We start from the raw sequence: 16,673 nt of genomic DNA, 5'->3' as shown, positions 1-16,673 counted from the left end.
GTGTTTCCGACTCTATCAGACTCTTTCGTGTCCGATTCCCCGTCGGAGCGGGGTTTGCCTTCCAGTTCTTCGCTTTCGCGTTTCCCTTTCCGGCGATTCCGACTCTATCAGATCCTTTCGGGCCTGATTCCCAGTCAGAGTGGGTTGTCTTTCCGGCTGTTCGGCCGTTCCGACGAGTGAGACTTTAGCGAATCCTTCTCCCCGACGCTAATCGGGACTGCGTCCCTTCGAACGCGGATTCCTCATTTCGCAAAAGCGCACGGAAAGCAGAACGACAGCAATGTGCCGTTCGCTTCTAGTGGTCTTGCGGAATGGCTGTCCGGGGCCGACCGGGGTCGGTGCTCACGTCGGACAACTCGGAGAACACTACGGACGGCGGAATCCCGTGTCAACCCGGGGCCTGCCCCGGACCCCGAGGCGTGTCAACTGGCTTGTGGGTGACGGAAAGAGGCCCGGTAGTCGCGGGGGCTGGTGGCCAGGTGGGCGGCGAAGTGCTGGCGCATGGTGACATCACTGCCGAAGCCCGCGCGGCGGGCGACCTCCGGGAGGGGGTGGTCCGTGAGCTCCAGGAGCTTCTGGGCGGCGGCCACCCGCTGGGTGATCAGCCAGTGGAGCGGGGTGGTGCCGGTGGTCGCCTGGAAGTGGCGGGCGAAGGTGCGAGGGGACATGCCGGCGCGTGCGGCGAGGGTCGCGACGGTGTGGGGTTCGTCGAGATGGGCGAGGGCATAGGCGCGGACGGTGGCGAGGGTGTCGGCCTCGCGGTCGGCGCGTGGGGTGGGGTGCTCGATGAACTGGGCCTGAGTGCCGGATCGGAAGGGCGCCGTGACCATCGACCGGGCGATGGTGGCGGCGGCTTCGGCGCCGTGGGCCGTACGGACGAGGTGCAGGCAGAGGTCGATCCCGGCGGCGGTGCCGGCCGAGGTCCAGATGTTGTCGTCGTGGAGGAAGAGGGCGTCGGGGACGACGGTGACCTCGGGGTGGTGCGAGCGGAGGAGGTCGGTGAGGTTCCAGTGGGTGATGGCCCGGCGGCCGTCGAGGAGGCCGGCCTGGGCCAGGGTGAAGGCGCCTCCGCACAGAGCGGCGAGGGGCGTGCCGCGTCGATGGGCGGCACGCAGGGCTTCCAGTACGGGGAGTGGCGCGGGGCTGAGGTGGTCGTCCAGGCCGGGGACGACGATCAGGTCGGCGGAGTCCAGCCACTCGAGGGTGCGGTCGGGCGTGAGGGTGAGGCCGCCGCGCATGGGGACGGGACCTCGGTCGGCGGCGGCCCTGCGTAGGTCGAAGGAGGGGACTCCGCGGTCGGTGCGGTCGACGCCCCACACCTCGGTGATGACGGAGACGTCGAAGGCGCGGATGCCGGGGAAGGTGACGAGGCCGATGCGCTGGGGGGCCGTGCGGCGGTTCGACGCGGACGGTGTCACCGGGGCTGTCACGGGGGTCGCCATGGATGGCAGTAAACCATCGATCGATGGCATTCATACGTCTGGGGTGCGGGGCCTCCCGGCGGCACCATCGAGGTATGGAGATCAACGAGAACGCAGCGCTGGTGGTCGTGGACGTGCAGAAGGGCTTCGAGGAGGAGGACTTCTGGGGGCGGCGGAACAACCCCGGGGCGGACGACAACATCGCCGCGCTGATCGACGCGTGGCAGACGAGCGGGCGGCCGGTCGTCTTCGTACGGCACGACTCGGTGAAGCCGGGTTCGCCGTTGCGGACGGGATATGAGGGCAACGGCTTCAAGGAGTACGTGGAGGAAAGGAGGGGGAAGGGCGCGGGCGACGAGCTGTTCGTGACGAAGAGCGTGAACTCCGCGTTCTACGGGACTCCCGATCTGCACGCGTGGCTGCGGGAGTCGGAAGTGCGGCAGATCGTGGTGGCCGGTATCCAGACCAATATGTGCGCGGAGACGACGGCCAGGATGGGCGGGAACCTGGGGTACGAGGTGTTCTTCGCGCTGGACGCGACGTACACCTTCGATCAGGCGGGGCCGTTCGGGTGGACGCTCACCGCGGAGGAGCTGGCGCGGGCCACCGCCGTGTCGCTGCACGGCGGTGGGTTCGCGCAGGTCGTGGCCACGGAGGAGCTGGTCGGGGCCGCGAAGGCGTGACGACCGGGCCGCTTCCTGTCGGGCGTCCCTGGCGTCAGCCGTTGCCGGAGGCGAGCTCGCGGCTGCGGTCGCGGGCCGCTTCCAGGGCGGCGATGAGGGCGGCGCGGACGCCGTGGTTCTCCAGTTCACGGATGGCGCTGATGGTCGTGCCGGCCGGGGAGGTCACGGCTTCGCGGAGCTTGACCGGGTGTTCGCCGCTGTCGCGGAGCATCACGGCGGCGCCGATGGCGGCCTGGACGATCAGGTCGTGCGCCTGGGCGCGCGGCAGGCCGAGGAGGATGCCGGCGTCGGTCATCGCCTCCACCAGGAAGTAGAAGTACGCCGGGCCGGAGCCGGAGAGGGCGGTGGCCGCGTCCTGCTGGCTCTCGGGGACGCGGAGCGTTTTACCGACGCCGCCGAAGATTTCCTCCGCGTGGGTGAGGTGTTCGGTGGTGGCATGGCTGCCGGCCGAGATGACGGACATGCCCTCGTCGACGAGTACGGGCGTGTTCGGCATGACGCGGACGACGGGGGTGCCGGCGGTGAGGCGCTCCTCGATGAAGGAGGTCGGGATACCGGCGGCGGCGCTGATGACGAGGCGGTCGGCGGTGACATGGGGGGCGAGCTCGTCGAGGAGCTTGCCCATGTCCTGCGGCTTCACGGCGAGGATGAGGGTGTCGGCGCGCTTGGCGGCGTCGGCGTTGGTGACGGGCTCGACGCCGTATCGGGCGCGGAGTTCCTCGGCGCGCTCGGTGCGGCGGGCGGTGACCAGGAGGTTGGCGGGACGCCAGCCGGCTCGGATCATGCCGCTGAGAAGGGCTTCGCCGATCTTGCCGGTGCCGAGGACTGCGACTGTCTGGGTCATGGCTCTGTTCACCTCGCCGGTGGGGGTACGTGTCGCCATCCTCGCACCGTGGGCGGGGGCCGGGGCGGGGTGTCCGAGGGGCGGTACGGGCCCGTCGGCTCGTATGGCGGCGGTCCGGTCAGCCCGTGCGGCGGCGGGGTCAGGCCGTACGGCGGCGAAGGGTGGCCGCGCCCAGGGTGAGGACGAGGACGGCGCAGGCGGCGACGACGAGGGCGTCGCGGATGAAGTCGCCGGTGACGTCGGCGTGCTTGAGGACCTCGTTCATGCCGTCGACCGCGTACGACATGGGCAGGGCGTCGGAGATCGCTTCCAGGACCGGCTGCATGGTGTCGCGCGGGGTGAACAGGCCGCAGAGGAGGAGCTGCGGGAAGATCACGGCCGGCATGAACTGGACCGCCTGGAACTCGGAGGCGGCGAACGCCGAGACGAAGAGTCCGAGGGCGGTGCCGAGGAGCGCGTCGAGCAGGGCCACCAGGAGCAGGAGCCAGGGCGAGCCGACGACGTCGAGGCCGAGGAGCCAGAGGGCCAGACCGGTGGCGAGGGCGGACTGGACGACGGCGAGGAGTCCGAAGGCGAGGGCATAGCCGCCGATGAGGTCGCCCTTGCCGAGCGGCATGGCGAGCAGGCGCTCCAGCGTGCCGGAGGTGCGTTCGCGGAGGGTGGCGATCGAGGTCACCAGGAACATCGTGATCAGCGGGAAGATGCCGAGCAGCGAAGCGCCGATGCCGTCGAACGTGCGGGGGCTCGCGTCGAAGACGTACCGGAGCAGGAAGAGCATCACGCACGGTACGAGGAGCATGAGGGCGATCGAGCGCGGGTCGTGACGCAGCTGGCGCAGGACGCGGGCGGCGGTGGCGAGGGTACGGGCGGTGCTCATCGGGGGGTCTCCTGGCGGGCGGTGTCCGTGCCGGTGGCGGCCGCGTCCACGGTGTCCGTGCGGGTGGTGTCAATGCCGGTGGTGACTGTGCCGGCGGTTCGGTCGCGGGTCGCCCGGTCGCGGGCGGCGGCCGCGTCGACCAGGTGGAGAAAGGCTTCCTCGACGGTCGCGGTGTCGTTGCGGCGGCGCAGGGCGTCGGGGGTGTCGTCGGCGAGGATCTCGCCCTCGCGCATGAGGAGGAGGCGGTGGCAGCGTTCGGCCTCGTCCATGACGTGCGAGGAGACGAGGAGCGCGGCGCCGCGCTCGGCGGCGATGCGGTGGAAGAGGTTCCACAGGTCGCGGCGGAGTACGGGGTCCAGGCCGACGGTCGGCTCGTCGAGCACCAGGAGCTCCGGAGTGCCGAGGAGGGCGACGGCGAGGGAGACGCGGCTGCGCTGTCCCCCGGAGAGGTTGCCGGCCAGGGAGTCGGCGTGGGAGCCGAGGTCGACGTCGTCGATCGCCCGGGCGACGGCGGCGCGGCGGGTGGCGTGGTGCCGGCGGCCGGGCTGGAGGACGGACGCGAAGTAGTCGAGGTTCTGCCGGACGGAGAGGTCGTCGTACACGGACGGGGCCTGCGTCACGTATCCGATGCGGGAGCGCAGCGACGCGTCGCCCGCGGGGCGCCCGAGGACGTGGAGGGTGCCGGTGACCTTGGCCTGAGTGCCGACGATCGCGCGCATGAGGGTCGACTTCCCGCAGCCGGACGGCCCGAGGAGCCCGGTGATCTGGCCCGGCGGCACGGTGAAGTCGAGACCGCGGAGGACGGTGCGGTCGCCTCGGACGACGGTGAGGGAGTGGGCCGAGATGGCCGGGGTGGCGGGACTCGGGCCCGCTTCGGGCGGGGCGGCGGCGCCGGGGCTCCCCGGCTCACCGGAGTAATTCATCATGCGATGAATAGTGCGCCTGGCGGGTGGGCGCGTCAAGGGTGGCGCGGGGACCGGGGTTGAGGGTGGGGGGAGGGAGCTCGACGGTGCTCCTCGCGGTCGGCGGAGCAGCGCCGGGCCTCGTCGCGGGGCCGCCTCGTCGCGGGGCCTCGTCGCGGGTTTCGCGCCTGCGGGCGCGCCCTGCGGGAGGCCGGCTGTCGTACGAATCGGGCGTGCGGCGCCGACGACCTCGGCGATCCCACGGAAGGCACGTCGAAGACGTCAGGACGGTGAAGAGCGCGATGCCGGCGGACTCGTCGGGCGGGGCGCGGTCCTCCGGGCCGGCCACGGCGAGTACGGCTCCGGGGAGCCGGGGCCGACCTGCATCTTGCGGCGGAACGCGCGGGCGTTTGCCGGTCCGTGGCAGAGGCGGCTGACGACGGTCGTCGGATGGGCGCGCGGGCCGGGGGCTCGTTCTCGATGTCGGCGCCCGAGCCGGTGACGCGGTACGCGATCCCCCGCAGGCCGGGGCGTGTTGCTCGAAGACGGCCGGGTCGGCCTGGACGCGCCAGCCCGGCTGCCCGCGGGGCCTACTTGCGCTTCGGCTTCTTGCGGGGTGCCGTCTTGCCCGCTCTGGTCGCCCGGCGCTTCTCGTACCGGACGCGCGCCGTCTCGTACTCCGCGCGCCGCAGCTTCTCCCCCGGCGCCTCGACGAGCGAGCGGAAGAAGTAGGCGAGGAGCGAACCGATGAAGCCGATCGCCTTGAGGCTGCGCAGCGAGTCCTCGCGGGCGGGGTCGGCCGGGCGGCGTGAGAAGCCCTCCCAGGTCTTGCGGAAGGCGATGGCGCTGCAGACCGCGAACATGACGACGAGCAGGGCGTTGACGAAGCCGCCGACCTCGGCGACCTCCAGGCCCTGGTAGGCGAAGCGGAGCACGAGACAGCCGGCGACCGCGGCGGCGAGCGAGCCGAGGGCGACGGCGGCGCGGCGCAGGCCGTACTGACCGTCGTGGTCGACCCACGTGGTCCCGAAGAAACGGATCTCTTCGGGGTGGGGGCCGGGGGCCGAGGCCGGTGCGGCGGGCTTGGCCGGGGCCGGGTGCTCGTTCTGGTCGTCGCTCACCCGTCGATTATCCCCGGGGCACCGTGTTCCCCGGCCCCCAGCCGCTGAGCCCACCCGACCACCGGCTCAGGCCACCAGTTCAGGCCGGCCGGTCGGGTCACCCGGTCCAGGTCACCCGGTCAGGAGCAGCGCGGGGCCACGTACCCGTCGCTGCCGGTCTTCACGTACGCGTCGGAGACGTACTCCCCGCTCGCGATGTTGTCCCAGAGCGCTGTGGTGCCGTACGGACCGCTGACGCGCTCGCCCGGGCGCTGGCAGCGGATCGCGACGGTGGACCCCTCCGGGAGCGTGCGCACGATCCGGTACTGGGTGCCCGGGCCGCTGCGGACGTTGACGCGGTAGCCCGGTGCGATCGGGTAGCGCGTCCCGGCGGCGGTCTCCGCGAGCGCCCCGGCCTCTTCGACGGTCATGTGGTTCTCCCCCGTGGACATGTGGTGCTCCTGTGTACGACGCGCGCAGGCTAGCAAGCTCCCCCGGGCTTCGACGCACCATGGACTAGGCTCCGTGCGTCGTGCACGCGCACGAATAAACGGGGAAAAATACGGGGTGGGGCTATGCCACCGTTGCGCGGTACCGGCAGGAGCCGGGAAGCGGAGGATCCGGAATACGCCGGCACATACCGTCTCGAAGCCTGTCTCGGCTCCGGCGGGATGGGGGTCGTGCATCTGGCCCGCTCCGCCTCGGGACTGCGGCTCGCGGTCAAGGTCGTCCATGAACACTACGCGTCGGACCCGGAGTTCAGAGCCAGGTTCCGGCAGGAGGTGGCGGCCGCGCGCCGGGTGAGCGGCGCCTTCACCGCGCCGGTCGTCGACGCGGACCCCGACGCGGCCCGCCCGTGGATGGCCACGCTCTACGTACCCGGGCCGACGCTCGCCGCGCAGGTGAAGCGGAACGGACCGCTGGCTCCGGCCGAGTTGCGGCGGCTGACGGCAGGACTGGCGGAGGCGCTGCGCGACATCCACCGGGCCGGGGTCGTCCACCGGGATCTCAAGCCGGGGAACGTTCTGCTCACCGACACCGGACCGAAGGTCATCGACTTCGGCATCTCACGGCCGGTGGACAGCGATCTGCACACGGAGACGGGCAAGTTGATCGGCTCGCCGCCGTTCATGGCACCCGAGCAGTTCCAGCGGCCCCGCCAGGTGGGGCCGGCCGCGGATGTGTTCGCGCTCGGGTCGGTGCTGGTGCACGCCGCGACGGGGTGCGGGCCCTTCGACTCCGACAGTCCGTACATCGTCGCGTACCAAGTGGTGCACGACGAGGCGGACTTGACGGGGGTGCCCGAGGACCTGGCGCCGCTTGTGGCGCGCTGCCTGGCCAAGGAGCCCGCGGAACGACCCACTCCGGACGAGATCATGTCGGCGCTGCTGCCGCCGTCGTACGAAGCGGCAGCGTTCATACCGGCTCAGCGGCGGCCGGAGAGCGTGCCGGCCAGGGACTCCGACACGCGGGCGCTGACGCCGCCCGGCGGGTCGGGGTCAGGGGCGGGGGCGGGTGCTGAGGCGGGAGCCGGGGCCGGGAGCGGTACGGGCGCGGCGCGGAGCGTGCGTCGGCGCCGGTGGCCGTTCGCCGTCGCCGCGCTCGCGGTACTGGCGGCGGGAGGCGTCCTCGCGGTGCAGCAGGCCGGCTCGGACGCGCGTACGGCCCGGCCGCAGCAGGCCGGGATGGCGGAGCCATTCGGCACCTGGCAGACCCCGCTGCTGCCGCGGGGGGACTCGGCGCCGGTCTGCGATCACACGAACGGCGGGCTCTACTGCACCGCGCGCGGCATCGGCGCCACCCGGCTCGACCCGGCGACCGGGCGGATTCTCTGGTCACGGCCCGCCCGGACCGAGGCCGAGATCGAGGCCCCCGCGTTCTCGGGCGGGCTGGTCGGCACGACGACCGCCGACGGGCGGTACCGGACGTACGATCCGGCTCGCGGCACGCCCGGGTGGAGCACGGACGTCTCCGGCTTCCTGGACGGCGTCCATCACGCGGGCGACACGCTGCTGTTCGGCTCCCGCTCCGGGACGGTGACGGCCGTGGACGCGGCCACCGGCAAGCAGCGCTGGCGGCACGCCCTGCGCGGGCACGCGGAACCGCGTTTCGGCCCGTACGACGCCGGGACCGGACTCGTCCATGTCTTCGAGGCGTCGGGCAGCGGCTCCGAGACGCTGGTCAGCGCGGTACGCGCGCGGACCGGGGAGACCGTTTGGCAGCGGCGGCTGAACGGGACGCTCTTCCCTGTCGGCACGGGCGCGGGCGGCGCGCTGTTCCTGACGTCCTCGCAGCGCGACTCGGGGACCGACGCGGTGGTCCGCTACGACCCCGAGCGGCGCAGCGCGCGCCGTGTGGCGCTGACCTTCCGGATGCCGGAGGCACAGGCCGCCGTGCGCGGGGACACGGTGTACCTCGTCTCCGGCGACGGCACGCTCCTGGCCGTCGACACGGCCGGTGACGCGGGTGGGGACGGGCGGGGGCGTGAGCTGTGGCAGCTGGAGATGGGCGGCCGCGTGTCGGCGCCCGTCATCGGCGAAGGCGACCGCCTGTACGTGTCGGCGGCGGACGGACGCCTCCTTGCGGTGGACACCGCACGCGGCGCGCTCCTGGGCCAGACGAAGCCCAAGCTCCGCGCGGGGAAGCTGGGTTACGCGGCCACCCTGCCGTCCCCGGTCGCGGCCTCGGGCGCCGTCTTCGCGACGGCCCCGGACGGCTCGGTCTTCGCGGTACCGGCGAACGACCCGGCGTCGTGGTGAGGGGACGGGGCCGGCGGCCGCCCGGGGCGCCCGGAGGGCCGCGGCACAGGCGGGTGGGCTGCGGCTCCGGGTAGCGGGCGCCCGGCAGCGCCACATGGGCGGGCGGCCGCGGCACCGGGCAGCGGGCGGGGGCCGGGGCGCCCGGCGACCCGCCGCATGGACAGGTGGCCGCGACACCGCGCAAAGCACCCCGGACCGGGACTCCGACACGCATGGGCTGGGGGCCCCGCACCGCACGGTCGGCGCCCGGGACGGTGCCGGCGCATGGACAGGTGGCCGCGACACCGCGCAAAGCACCCCGGACCGGGACTCCGGCCCGCAGGCGCCGGCACCGCCCCAGCAGGTCGGGTGCGGCACCTGACGTGCGGCCGGGCCGCGCACCGTGGTGGAGCGCCCGGGGCGCCCGGAGGGCCGCCGCATGGACCGGTGGCGCGGCAACGCCCGGCAAGTCGGGGTCAGGGTGCCTGGCTCCGGCGGCGCGCGCCGGGCGGTCGGTGCCGGCCGCCGCCCGTCGAGCCGCGGACACGCGGGCGCGGAAAGCGAAAAGCGGGGAGGGGCGTCGTCCGCCCTCTCCCCGCCTGGTCAGCTGTCTGGGCTCAGCCGAGCTTCGACACGTCCCGCACCGCGCCCTTGTCCGCGCTCGTTGCCATCGCCGCGTAGGCCCGCAGCGCCGCCGAGACCTGGCGGTCGCGGTTCTTCGGGGCGTAGACGCCGTTCAGGGCCTCGCGGCGGGCCGCCAAGTCCTCGTCGGAGACGAGGAGTTCGATCGAGCGGTTCGGGATGTCGATCCGGATCCGGTCACCGTCCTCCACCAGCGCGATCGCGCCGCCCGACGCCGCCTCCGGCGAGGCGTGGCCGATCGACAGGCCCGACGTACCTCCCGAGAAGCGGCCGTCCGTCACCAGGGCGCAGGCCTTGCCGAGGCCCCGGCCCTTCAGGAAGGACGTGGGGTAGAGCATCTCCTGCATGCCGGGGCCGCCGCGCGGACCCTCATAGCGGATGACGACGACGTCGCCCTCCTTGATCTCCTTGCGGAGGATCTTGTCGACCGCCTCGTCCTGCGACTCGCAGACGACCGCCGGACCCTCGAACGTCCAGATCGACTCGTCGACACCGGCCGTCTTCACGACACAGCCGTCGACCGCCAGGTTGCCCTTGAGGACCGCCAGGCCGCCGTCCTTCGAGTACGCGTGCTCGGCGGAGCGGATGCAGCCGCCGGCCGCGTCCAGGTCCAGGCTGTCCCACCGCTCGGACTGCGAGAACGCGGTCGCGGAGCGGACGCACCCCGGCGCCGCGTGCCACAGCTCGACGGCCTCGGCGGACGGCGAGCCACCGCGCACGTCCCAGGTCTTCAGCCAGTCGGCCAGGCTCGGGGAGTGGACGGAGTGGACGTCCTCGTTGAGCATCCCGCCGCGGTAGAGCTCGCCCAGGATCGCGGGGACGCCGCCGGCCCGGTGGACGTCCTCCATGTAGTACGTGCCGCCGGGGGCGACGTTCGGCGCGACCTTCGCCAGGCAGGGCACCCGGCGCGAGACGGCGTCGATGTCCTTGAGGTCGTAGTCGAGCCCGGCCTCCTGGGCGGCGGCCAGCAGGTGCAGGATCGTGTTGGTCGAGCCGCCCATCGCGATGTCGAGGGCCATGGCGTTGTCGAACGCGGCGCGGGTGGCGATGTTGCGCGGCAGGACCGACTCGTCGTCCTGCTCGTAGTAACGCTTGGCGATCTCGACGACCGTGCGGCCGGCGTCCTCGTACAGCGCCCTGCGGGCGGTGTGCGTGGCCAGGACGGAGCCGTTGCCCGGCAGGGAGAGGCCCATGGCCTCGGTGAGGCAGTTCATCGAGTTGGCGGTGAACATGCCGGAACACGACCCGCAGGTCGGGCAGGCGTTCTCCTCGATACGCAGGACGTCCTCGTTCGACACGTTCTCGTTCGCCGCGTCCACCATGGCGTCAATCAGGTCGAGCTTGCGGACCGTGCCGTCCACGAGGGTGGCCTGACCGGCCTCCATCGGACCGCCGGAGACGAAGACCACGGGGATGTTGAGGCGCAGCGCGGCCATCAGCATGCCGGGGGTGATCTTGTCGCAGTTGGAGATGCAGATCAGGGCGTCGGCGCAGTGCGCCTCGACCATGTACTCGACCGAGTCGGCGATCAGGTCACGGGAGGGGAGGCTGTAGAGCATTCCCGCGTGGCCCATGGCGATGCCGTCGTCGACCGCGATCGTGTTGAACTCGCGCGGGACCGCTCCGGCCGCCTTGATGGCGTCGCTCACGATCCGGCCGACCGGCGCGAGGTGGGTGTGGCCCGGGACGAACTCGGTGAAGGAGTTGGCGACGGCGATGATCGGCTTCCCGATGTCCTCGCTCGCTACGCCCGACGCCCGCATAAGGGCGCGGGCGCCCGCCATGTTGCGGCCGTGGGTGACAGTGCGGGACCTGAGCTCGGGCATCGTCGCTCGCTCCTTAGACAGATAGGGCTGTCTTCGAGCGTACGCCGCGACTCCAAGATCTGGACCGTCTGTCCGGAATACGAGACAGGCGGCTCAGTCTTCGGTCACCCCTCCGGGAGGGCCCCTGTGACCCTGGCCCGGGATCCGCTCACGCCTCGGTCAGGTAGCGCTGGAGCGTCGGCGCGACCATCCGCACGATCTCCTCCGGGTCCGCCGAGGCCAGCGGCTCCACCTGGATCACATACCGCACGATCGCGATCCCGATCATGTGCGAGGCCGCGAGCTCCGCCCGGAATTTCGGGTCCGGGACGTGCAGGTCCGCCGCCACGCGTTCCAGCATCCGCCGCAGGACGAACCCCCGCAGCACCTTCGCGGCCGCCTCGTGGGTCAGTGCCGACCGGATGACCGCCACCAGCGGGGCGCGGGTCGCCGGATTCTCCCAGACCCCGAGGAAGTACCGGGCCAGGCGCTCGCCCACGGCGTCCTTCTCCGCCTCCCCGCCGATCAGGGCGGGGATGGTCAGGGCCGGCTCGAAGGAGACCTCGATGGCGGCGGCGAAGACCTCGTCCTTGGTACCGAAGTAGTGATGGACGAGCGCCGGGTCCACCCCGGCCGCCTTGGCGATGCCACGGACCGACGTCTTGTCGTAGCCGCGCTCCGCGAACTGGGTCCTGGCCGCCTCCAGGATCAGCTCGCGGGCGCTGGGGCCGCCGTCCTCGGCCGCGCGGGCGGGCCGGCCGCGGCGCCGGGGAGCCGACGCGCCGGTCATGACCGGCGGGCGCGGGAGGAGGAGGCGGACGCGAGGTGCAGACGGGTGAAGGCCAGCGCCTCGGCGAGGTCGGCCTCACGTTCGGCGGCGGACATCGCGCGGCGGGTGTTGACCTCGATGACGACATGGCCGTCGAAGCCGTTGCGGGCCAGCCGTTCGAGGACCTCCGCGCACGGCTGGTCGCCGCGGCCGGGCACGAGGTGTTCGTCCTTGGCCGAGCCCTTGCCGTCGGCGAGATGGACATGCCCGAGCCGGTCGCCCATGCGGTCGAGCATCGCCAGGGTGTCGGTACGGGCCGTCGCGGTGTGCGAGAGGTCGATCGTGTAGTGCCGGTAGTCGTCCTTGGTGACGTCCCACTCGGGGGCGTACGCCAGCATCTCGCGGTCCTTGTAGCGCCAGGGGTACATGTTCTCGACGGCGAACCGGACGTCCGTCTCCTCGGCCATGCGCCAGATGCCGGTGACGAAGTCCCGGGCGTACTGGCGCTGCCAGCGGAACGGGGGGTGCACGACCACCGTGGACGCCCCGAGCTTCTCTGCCGCGGCCTGCGCGCGCTGGAGCTTCACCCACGGGTCGGTGGACCAGACGCGCTGGGTGATCAGCAGACAGGGCGCGTGGACGGCGAGGATCGGGACCTGGTGGTAGTCGGAGAGGCGGCGCAGGGCCTCGATGTCCTGGCTGACGGGGTCGGTCCAGACCATGATCTCGACACCGTCGTAGCCCAGGCGCGCGGCGATCTCGAAGGCCGTCGCCGTCGACTCCGGATAGACCGAGGCCGTCGACAGGGCGACCTTCGCATCCGGGATGCGCACCACTGGTTCTGCCACGAGGGACAGCGTACGGGCCACCGCCGGGGGACGGGGAGGCGGTCCGCACGGCGAGCGGTGGCACGGGGTCAGGCGCGAAGCGGGGCGGGCTGCGGGCGGGCTTCGGAGCGGGGCGGGGCGGGGCTGCGGACCGGCAGGGGCCGGGGCGGGGTTCGTACGAGCCCCGCCGGGGCCGGGGCGGGGCTGCGGACCGGCAGGGGCCCGCGCGGGGATTCGTACGGGCCCCATCGCGGGCCGGGGCGACCTCAGCCCGTCGGCAGGTGGTCCAGGCGGCGCAGGATGACGCCCTCGCGGAGCGCCCAGGGGCAGATCTCCAGCTCGTCCACGCCGAACAGGTCCATCGCGCCCTCGGCCACCATCGCTCCTGCCAGCAGCTGTGGTGCCCGGCCCTCGGAGACCCCCGGGAGGCTCGCGCGCTGGCCCACGGTCATGGCCGCGAGCTTGGGCACCCACTCCTCCAGGGCCTTGCGGCTCAGCACGCGCCCCACGTAGAGCCCTTCACCGGAGCCGGGCGCCCCGGCGATCCGGGCCAGTTGCTTGAAGGTCTTGGACGTGGCCACGACATGATCCGGCTTCCCGAAGCGGCTGAACTCGCCGACCGTGCGCGCGATCTCGGCCCGGACATGACGCCGCAGCGCCCGTATGGCGGTGGAGTCGGCCGGGTCCCCGGGCAGCCACGCGGCGGTCAGGCGGCCCGCGCCGAGGGGGAGGGAGACGGCCGCGTCGGGTTCCTCGTCCATGCCGTACGCGATCTCCAGCGAGCCGCCGCCGATGTCCAGGAGCAGCAGCTTGCCCGCGGACCAGCCGAACCAGCGGCGCGCGGCGAGGAAGGTGAGACGCGCCTCCTCCTCGCCGGTGAGGACCTGGAGGTCCAGGCCCGTCTCGTCCTTCACACGGGCCAGGACGGCCTCGACGTTGGTCGCCTCGCGCACCGCGGAGGTCGCGAAGGGCAGGACCTCCTCGCATCCCTTGTCCTCGGCGGCCTGAACGGCGTCGGCGAGCGTGGCGATCAGCCGGTCGACCCCGTCGTCCGCTATGGCGCCCGACCCGTCGAGCAGCTCGGCGAGGCGCAGCTCCGCCTTGTGCGAGTGGGCGGGCTGGGGGCGGGCGCCGGGGTGGGCGTCCACCACCAGCAGGTGCACTGTGTTCGAACCGACGTCGAGGACTCCGAGTCTCATGGGCGGAACGCTACTGCGCTCGCGCGCATACGCTTGGCGTGTGCCAAAGACGAAAAAGGCGAAGCCGGGCAAAGCCGATATCTCGGCGGTCCCGATGACTTCCAAGGCCTCCAAGAAGCCGATCAAGACCCTCGAACCGGACGAGAAGGGTCTGGATTTCGCGCGCGCGTGGGTCGAGTTCCCCGATCCCGCCGACGACGAACAGGTCTTCCGCTGCGACCTGACGTGGCTGACCTCGCGCTGGTCCTGCATCTTCGGCAGCGGCTGCCAGGGCATCCAGGCGGGCCGCGCGGACGACGGTTGTTGCACGCTGGGAGCGCACTTCTCGGACGAGGACGACGAGAAACGCGTCGCCTCCCATGTGGAACGCCTCACTCCGGATCTGTGGCAGTTCCATGACGTCGGCACGTCGAGCGGCTGGGTGCAGAAGGACGAGGACGGTGAGCGTCAGACGCGCCGCTGGGAGGGTTCCTGCATCTTCCAGAACCGTCCGGGCTTCGCCGGTGGCGCGGGGTGCTCGCTGCACATCCTGGCCCTCAAGGAGGGCAGGGAGCCGCTGGAGACCAAGCCGGACGTCTGCTGGCAGCTGCCGGTGCGCCGGACGTACGACTGGATCGACCGGCCCGACGACAGCCGGGTGCTCCAGATCTCGATCGGCGAGTACGACCGGCGGGGCTGGGGCCCCGGCGGCCATGACCTGCACTGGTGGTGCACCTCGGCGACTTCGGCGCACGGCGCGGGCGAGCCGGTCTATGTGACCTATCGGCCGGAGCTGACCGAGCTGATGGGCAAGGAGGCGTACGACGTGCTGGCGGGGCTGTGTGCGGCCCGCCTGGCGTCCCAGCTGCCGCTGGTGGCCCCGCACCCGGCCGACCCCACCGTCTGAGCCCGGCCTCCGGTCAGGCCCACCCGAGGTCCGGCCCTGCCCGCCCCAGTCCGGCCCCCGGCCCGCCCAAAGTCCGGCCCGGCCCTCCCGATTCCCGTTTCCGGATCAGTTCGACTGCGATGGTGACTCCGGTTCGCTCGGCGCCTGCGTCGAGTCCGACGGGGTCGGGTCCGGCACGGGCGGGGTGGGTGTGGGATCCGGCCCCGGCGGCGTGGTCGACGTCGGGTCCGGGTCCGGCGGCGTGGGCGTCGGGTCCGGGTCGGGCGGCGTCGGCGTGGGGTCCGGGTCCGGCGGCGTGGGGGTCGGCGGACGGTCCGGGCCGTATCCGTCGATCTCGACGATCGCGCCGGCCGGGTCGATGCCCACGCGCGCGCTCCACGGGCCCTGCGGCTCGCGGTCGTGGTCCACGGCGATGTAGATCGTGACGGACTCTCCGGGGCGGAGCGTGCCCGATGTCCGGCTCACGAACAGCCAGGAGGCGTTCGTCCACAGCGACCAGGCGACCGGGGCGCCGCCCGAGGCGGTGAGCGTGAGGGTCGTCGTGTCGCCTGCCGGGTGCGCCGCGACCGTGATGCGGCCGGGGCCCCGCCCGGCGTGGCCGGGAGGCGCCGGAGTACCGGCGCTGATCACCTCGACCGACACGTCCGGGGAACGGCTGCCCTGGGTGAAGCGCGGTTCGGACCGGGTGCTGGCGTTGCCCGCGTTCTCGTAGTGCTGGTACGGCCGGTCGTCGCCGCCGGGCACGTCCGCCTCGCTCGCCGTGACGGTGGAGACGTCCCGGCCCTCGCCGGTCAGCGGCGCACCCCGGTAGGCCGCCCACAGCGCGAGCACCGGCGCGGCGACCACGGCCGCGACGACCGTGGTCGTCACCGCCCGGGCCCTCATCCGGTCGCGGCGCGCCGCGTGGTCCTTGGGGTCCATCGGGAAACCGGTCGGCCCGAAGCGAGGTGCGCCGGCACGCGCCCGGGGGGCGTGCAGCATCGCCACGTACACGGCCGCCCTGGGCGCCTCGACCAGCGGGAGCTTCGCCGGGGTGACGGTCGCGCCCGGCCAGGGGGACGCGGCGCCCGCGCGCTCGGCGGCGCGCCGGCAGCGAGGGCAGTCGTCGACGTGGCGGACCAGCTCGCGGCGCAGGGTCGCGGAGAGCAGGACCCGCTGGTCGCCGGTGAGCTGGGCGACGCTCGGGCAGGTGCCCGTCTCGACGACCGCGAGCGCGGCGCGGGTGCGCTCGACCTCGCAGGCGGCGGAGGCCAGCAGCTCACGTGCGGCGAGGGCGCCGAGACCGAGGACGGAGGCGACCTCCTCGGGGGCGAGCTGGTGGCGTACGGCGAGCTCCAGGGCCTCGCGCTGCTCGGGGGTCGTACCGGCCGCCTCGGGCCAGGCGAGCAGGGCGAGCTCCGCGTGGCGGCGCTCGGCGGTCTCCTCGGAGACCGCGGGTGCGTGCGGCGGGACGACGGCGGGGCGGCCGGTGTGGGCGCCCGGACGGCGGCGGCGCTGCTCGCCGAGCGTGCGCAGGCATGCCCAGCGGGCCAGGGCGTAGAGCCAGGCCCTGCGCCCGGAATCGTCCCGCGCCGGACATCGGCCGTGATGGCGTTCCGCGATGGCGAGTACGTCTCCGAGGACGGTGGTCGCCGTGTCGTGGTCGCACAGCACCGCGAGGCAGTAGGTGAACAGTCCGTCCAGATGCGCCTCGTAGCGAGCGGGCGGCTGCTGCGCGAGCGTGCGGGGGCCCGCGCCGGCCGCCGCGGTCGCGTTCGGCGCGGGCGTGTTCGGCGCGGTCGTGTCCGCCGCGGTGGACATGCGGTCCTCGGTGGTCCGGGTGGCGGTGGGGGACGCGGTGGCCGTCGGGCGCGAGCCGGCCGGGGTGTCCGAGGCCGACCGGGGCGCGCGACGGTGCGCCCGGTGTGCGCCGGTGGTGTGCGTAGGGGGTTCCAGCCTGCTGCTCGTCACCCGGCGACGGTAGGCAGGCGAAGGCACACT

The 16,673-nt window shown here is 73.0% G+C and carries 14 protein-coding genes; 3 read left to right on the top strand and 11 right to left on the bottom strand.

Annotated features, from left to right (window positions below):
- Nucleotides 1–422 precede the first annotated feature (422 nt).
- Nucleotides 423–1,442 carry a GlxA family transcriptional regulator gene (locus ACZ5VC_RS16950; RefSeq protein WP_469120794.1) on the bottom strand — a complete coding sequence of 340 codons (1,020 nt, stop codon included), beginning with the start codon at nucleotides 1,440–1,442 and terminating at the stop codon, nucleotides 423–425.
- A gap of 74 nt (nucleotides 1,443–1,516) precedes the next feature.
- Between ACZ5VC_RS16950 and ACZ5VC_RS16945 the strand changes: the two genes are divergently transcribed.
- Nucleotides 1,517–2,104, top strand: a complete 588-nt coding sequence (locus ACZ5VC_RS16945) for a cysteine hydrolase family protein (protein ID WP_469120793.1) — start codon at nucleotides 1,517–1,519, stop codon at nucleotides 2,102–2,104.
- Nucleotides 2,105–2,138: 34 nt separating this feature from the next.
- Here the strand turns inward: ACZ5VC_RS16945 and proC are convergent, their stop codons facing one another.
- The 5 genes from proC to ACZ5VC_RS16920 form a co-directional block, all read right to left on the bottom strand.
- Entirely contained in the window at nucleotides 2,139–2,948 is an 810-nt protein-coding gene (gene proC / locus ACZ5VC_RS16940) for a pyrroline-5-carboxylate reductase (RefSeq protein WP_469120792.1), read from the bottom strand.
- A 139-nt stretch (nucleotides 2,949–3,087) separates the two neighbouring features.
- A complete protein-coding gene (locus tag ACZ5VC_RS16935; RefSeq protein ID WP_469120791.1) occupies nucleotides 3,088–3,825 on the bottom strand; it encodes an ABC transporter permease in 738 nt (245 codons plus the stop codon).
- Nucleotides 3,822–4,751, bottom strand: a complete 930-nt coding sequence (locus ACZ5VC_RS16930) for an ABC transporter ATP-binding protein (protein WP_469120790.1) — start codon at nucleotides 4,749–4,751, stop codon at nucleotides 3,822–3,824. The genes ACZ5VC_RS16935 and ACZ5VC_RS16930 overlap by 4 nt, the downstream gene beginning before the upstream one ends.
- A gap of 566 nt (nucleotides 4,752–5,317) precedes the next feature.
- Nucleotides 5,318–5,848, bottom strand: coding sequence for a hypothetical protein (locus ACZ5VC_RS16925; protein ID WP_469120789.1), 531 nt, complete (start codon nucleotides 5,846–5,848; stop codon nucleotides 5,318–5,320).
- Nucleotides 5,849–5,967: 119 nt separating this feature from the next.
- Nucleotides 5,968–6,279, bottom strand: coding sequence for an SH3 domain-containing protein (locus ACZ5VC_RS16920; RefSeq protein WP_469120788.1), 312 nt, complete (start codon nucleotides 6,277–6,279; stop codon nucleotides 5,968–5,970).
- Between the two features lie 123 nt (nucleotides 6,280–6,402).
- Here ACZ5VC_RS16920 and ACZ5VC_RS16915 point away from each other — a divergent pair, with 123 nt between their 5' ends.
- Nucleotides 6,403–8,586 carry a protein kinase domain-containing protein gene (locus tag ACZ5VC_RS16915; RefSeq protein ID WP_469120787.1) on the top strand — a complete coding sequence of 728 codons (2,184 nt, stop codon included), beginning with the start codon at nucleotides 6,403–6,405 and terminating at the stop codon, nucleotides 8,584–8,586.
- Nucleotides 8,587–9,182: 596 nt separating this feature from the next.
- On the opposite strand, the gene ilvD is transcribed toward ACZ5VC_RS16915, so the two are convergent.
- The 4 genes from ilvD to ACZ5VC_RS16895 all read right to left on the bottom strand — a co-directional run bounded on the left by ilvD (nucleotide 9,183) and on the right by ACZ5VC_RS16895 (nucleotide 13,807).
- Nucleotides 9,183–11,033: a dihydroxy-acid dehydratase gene (gene ilvD / locus ACZ5VC_RS16910; RefSeq protein WP_469120786.1), complete on the bottom strand. Its 1,851-nt coding sequence runs from the start codon at nucleotides 11,031–11,033 to the stop codon at nucleotides 9,183–9,185.
- Nucleotides 11,034–11,181: 148 nt separating this feature from the next.
- Nucleotides 11,182–11,802, bottom strand: a complete 621-nt coding sequence (locus tag ACZ5VC_RS16905) for a TetR/AcrR family transcriptional regulator (protein ID WP_469120785.1) — start codon at nucleotides 11,800–11,802, stop codon at nucleotides 11,182–11,184.
- On the bottom strand, nucleotides 11,799–12,629 hold the full coding sequence (locus ACZ5VC_RS16900; protein WP_468711352.1) for a sugar phosphate isomerase/epimerase family protein: 831 nt from the start codon (nucleotides 12,627–12,629) through the stop codon (nucleotides 11,799–11,801). The genes ACZ5VC_RS16905 and ACZ5VC_RS16900 overlap by 4 nt, the downstream gene beginning before the upstream one ends.
- Before the next feature lie 245 nt (nucleotides 12,630–12,874).
- Nucleotides 12,875–13,807, bottom strand: coding sequence for a Ppx/GppA family phosphatase (locus tag ACZ5VC_RS16895; protein ID WP_469120784.1), 933 nt, complete (start codon nucleotides 13,805–13,807; stop codon nucleotides 12,875–12,877).
- A gap of 40 nt (nucleotides 13,808–13,847) precedes the next feature.
- Here ACZ5VC_RS16895 and ACZ5VC_RS16890 point away from each other — a divergent pair, with 40 nt between their 5' ends.
- The gene (locus ACZ5VC_RS16890; RefSeq protein WP_469120783.1) at nucleotides 13,848–14,693 is read left to right on the top strand and encodes a DUF3109 family protein; all 846 of its coding nucleotides are present in this window, start codon (nucleotides 13,848–13,850) and stop codon (nucleotides 14,691–14,693) included.
- A 105-nt stretch (nucleotides 14,694–14,798) separates the two neighbouring features.
- On the opposite strand, the gene ACZ5VC_RS16885 is transcribed toward ACZ5VC_RS16890, so the two are convergent.
- On the bottom strand, nucleotides 14,799–16,493 hold the full coding sequence (locus tag ACZ5VC_RS16885; RefSeq protein WP_469120826.1) for a BACON domain-containing protein: 1,695 nt from the start codon (nucleotides 16,491–16,493) through the stop codon (nucleotides 14,799–14,801).
- Nucleotides 16,494–16,673 lie beyond the last annotated feature (180 nt).

Source organism: Streptomyces sp. NPDC033174, from assembly GCF_055577795.1.
This window is presented reverse-complemented; position numbering and strand designations above follow the sequence as displayed.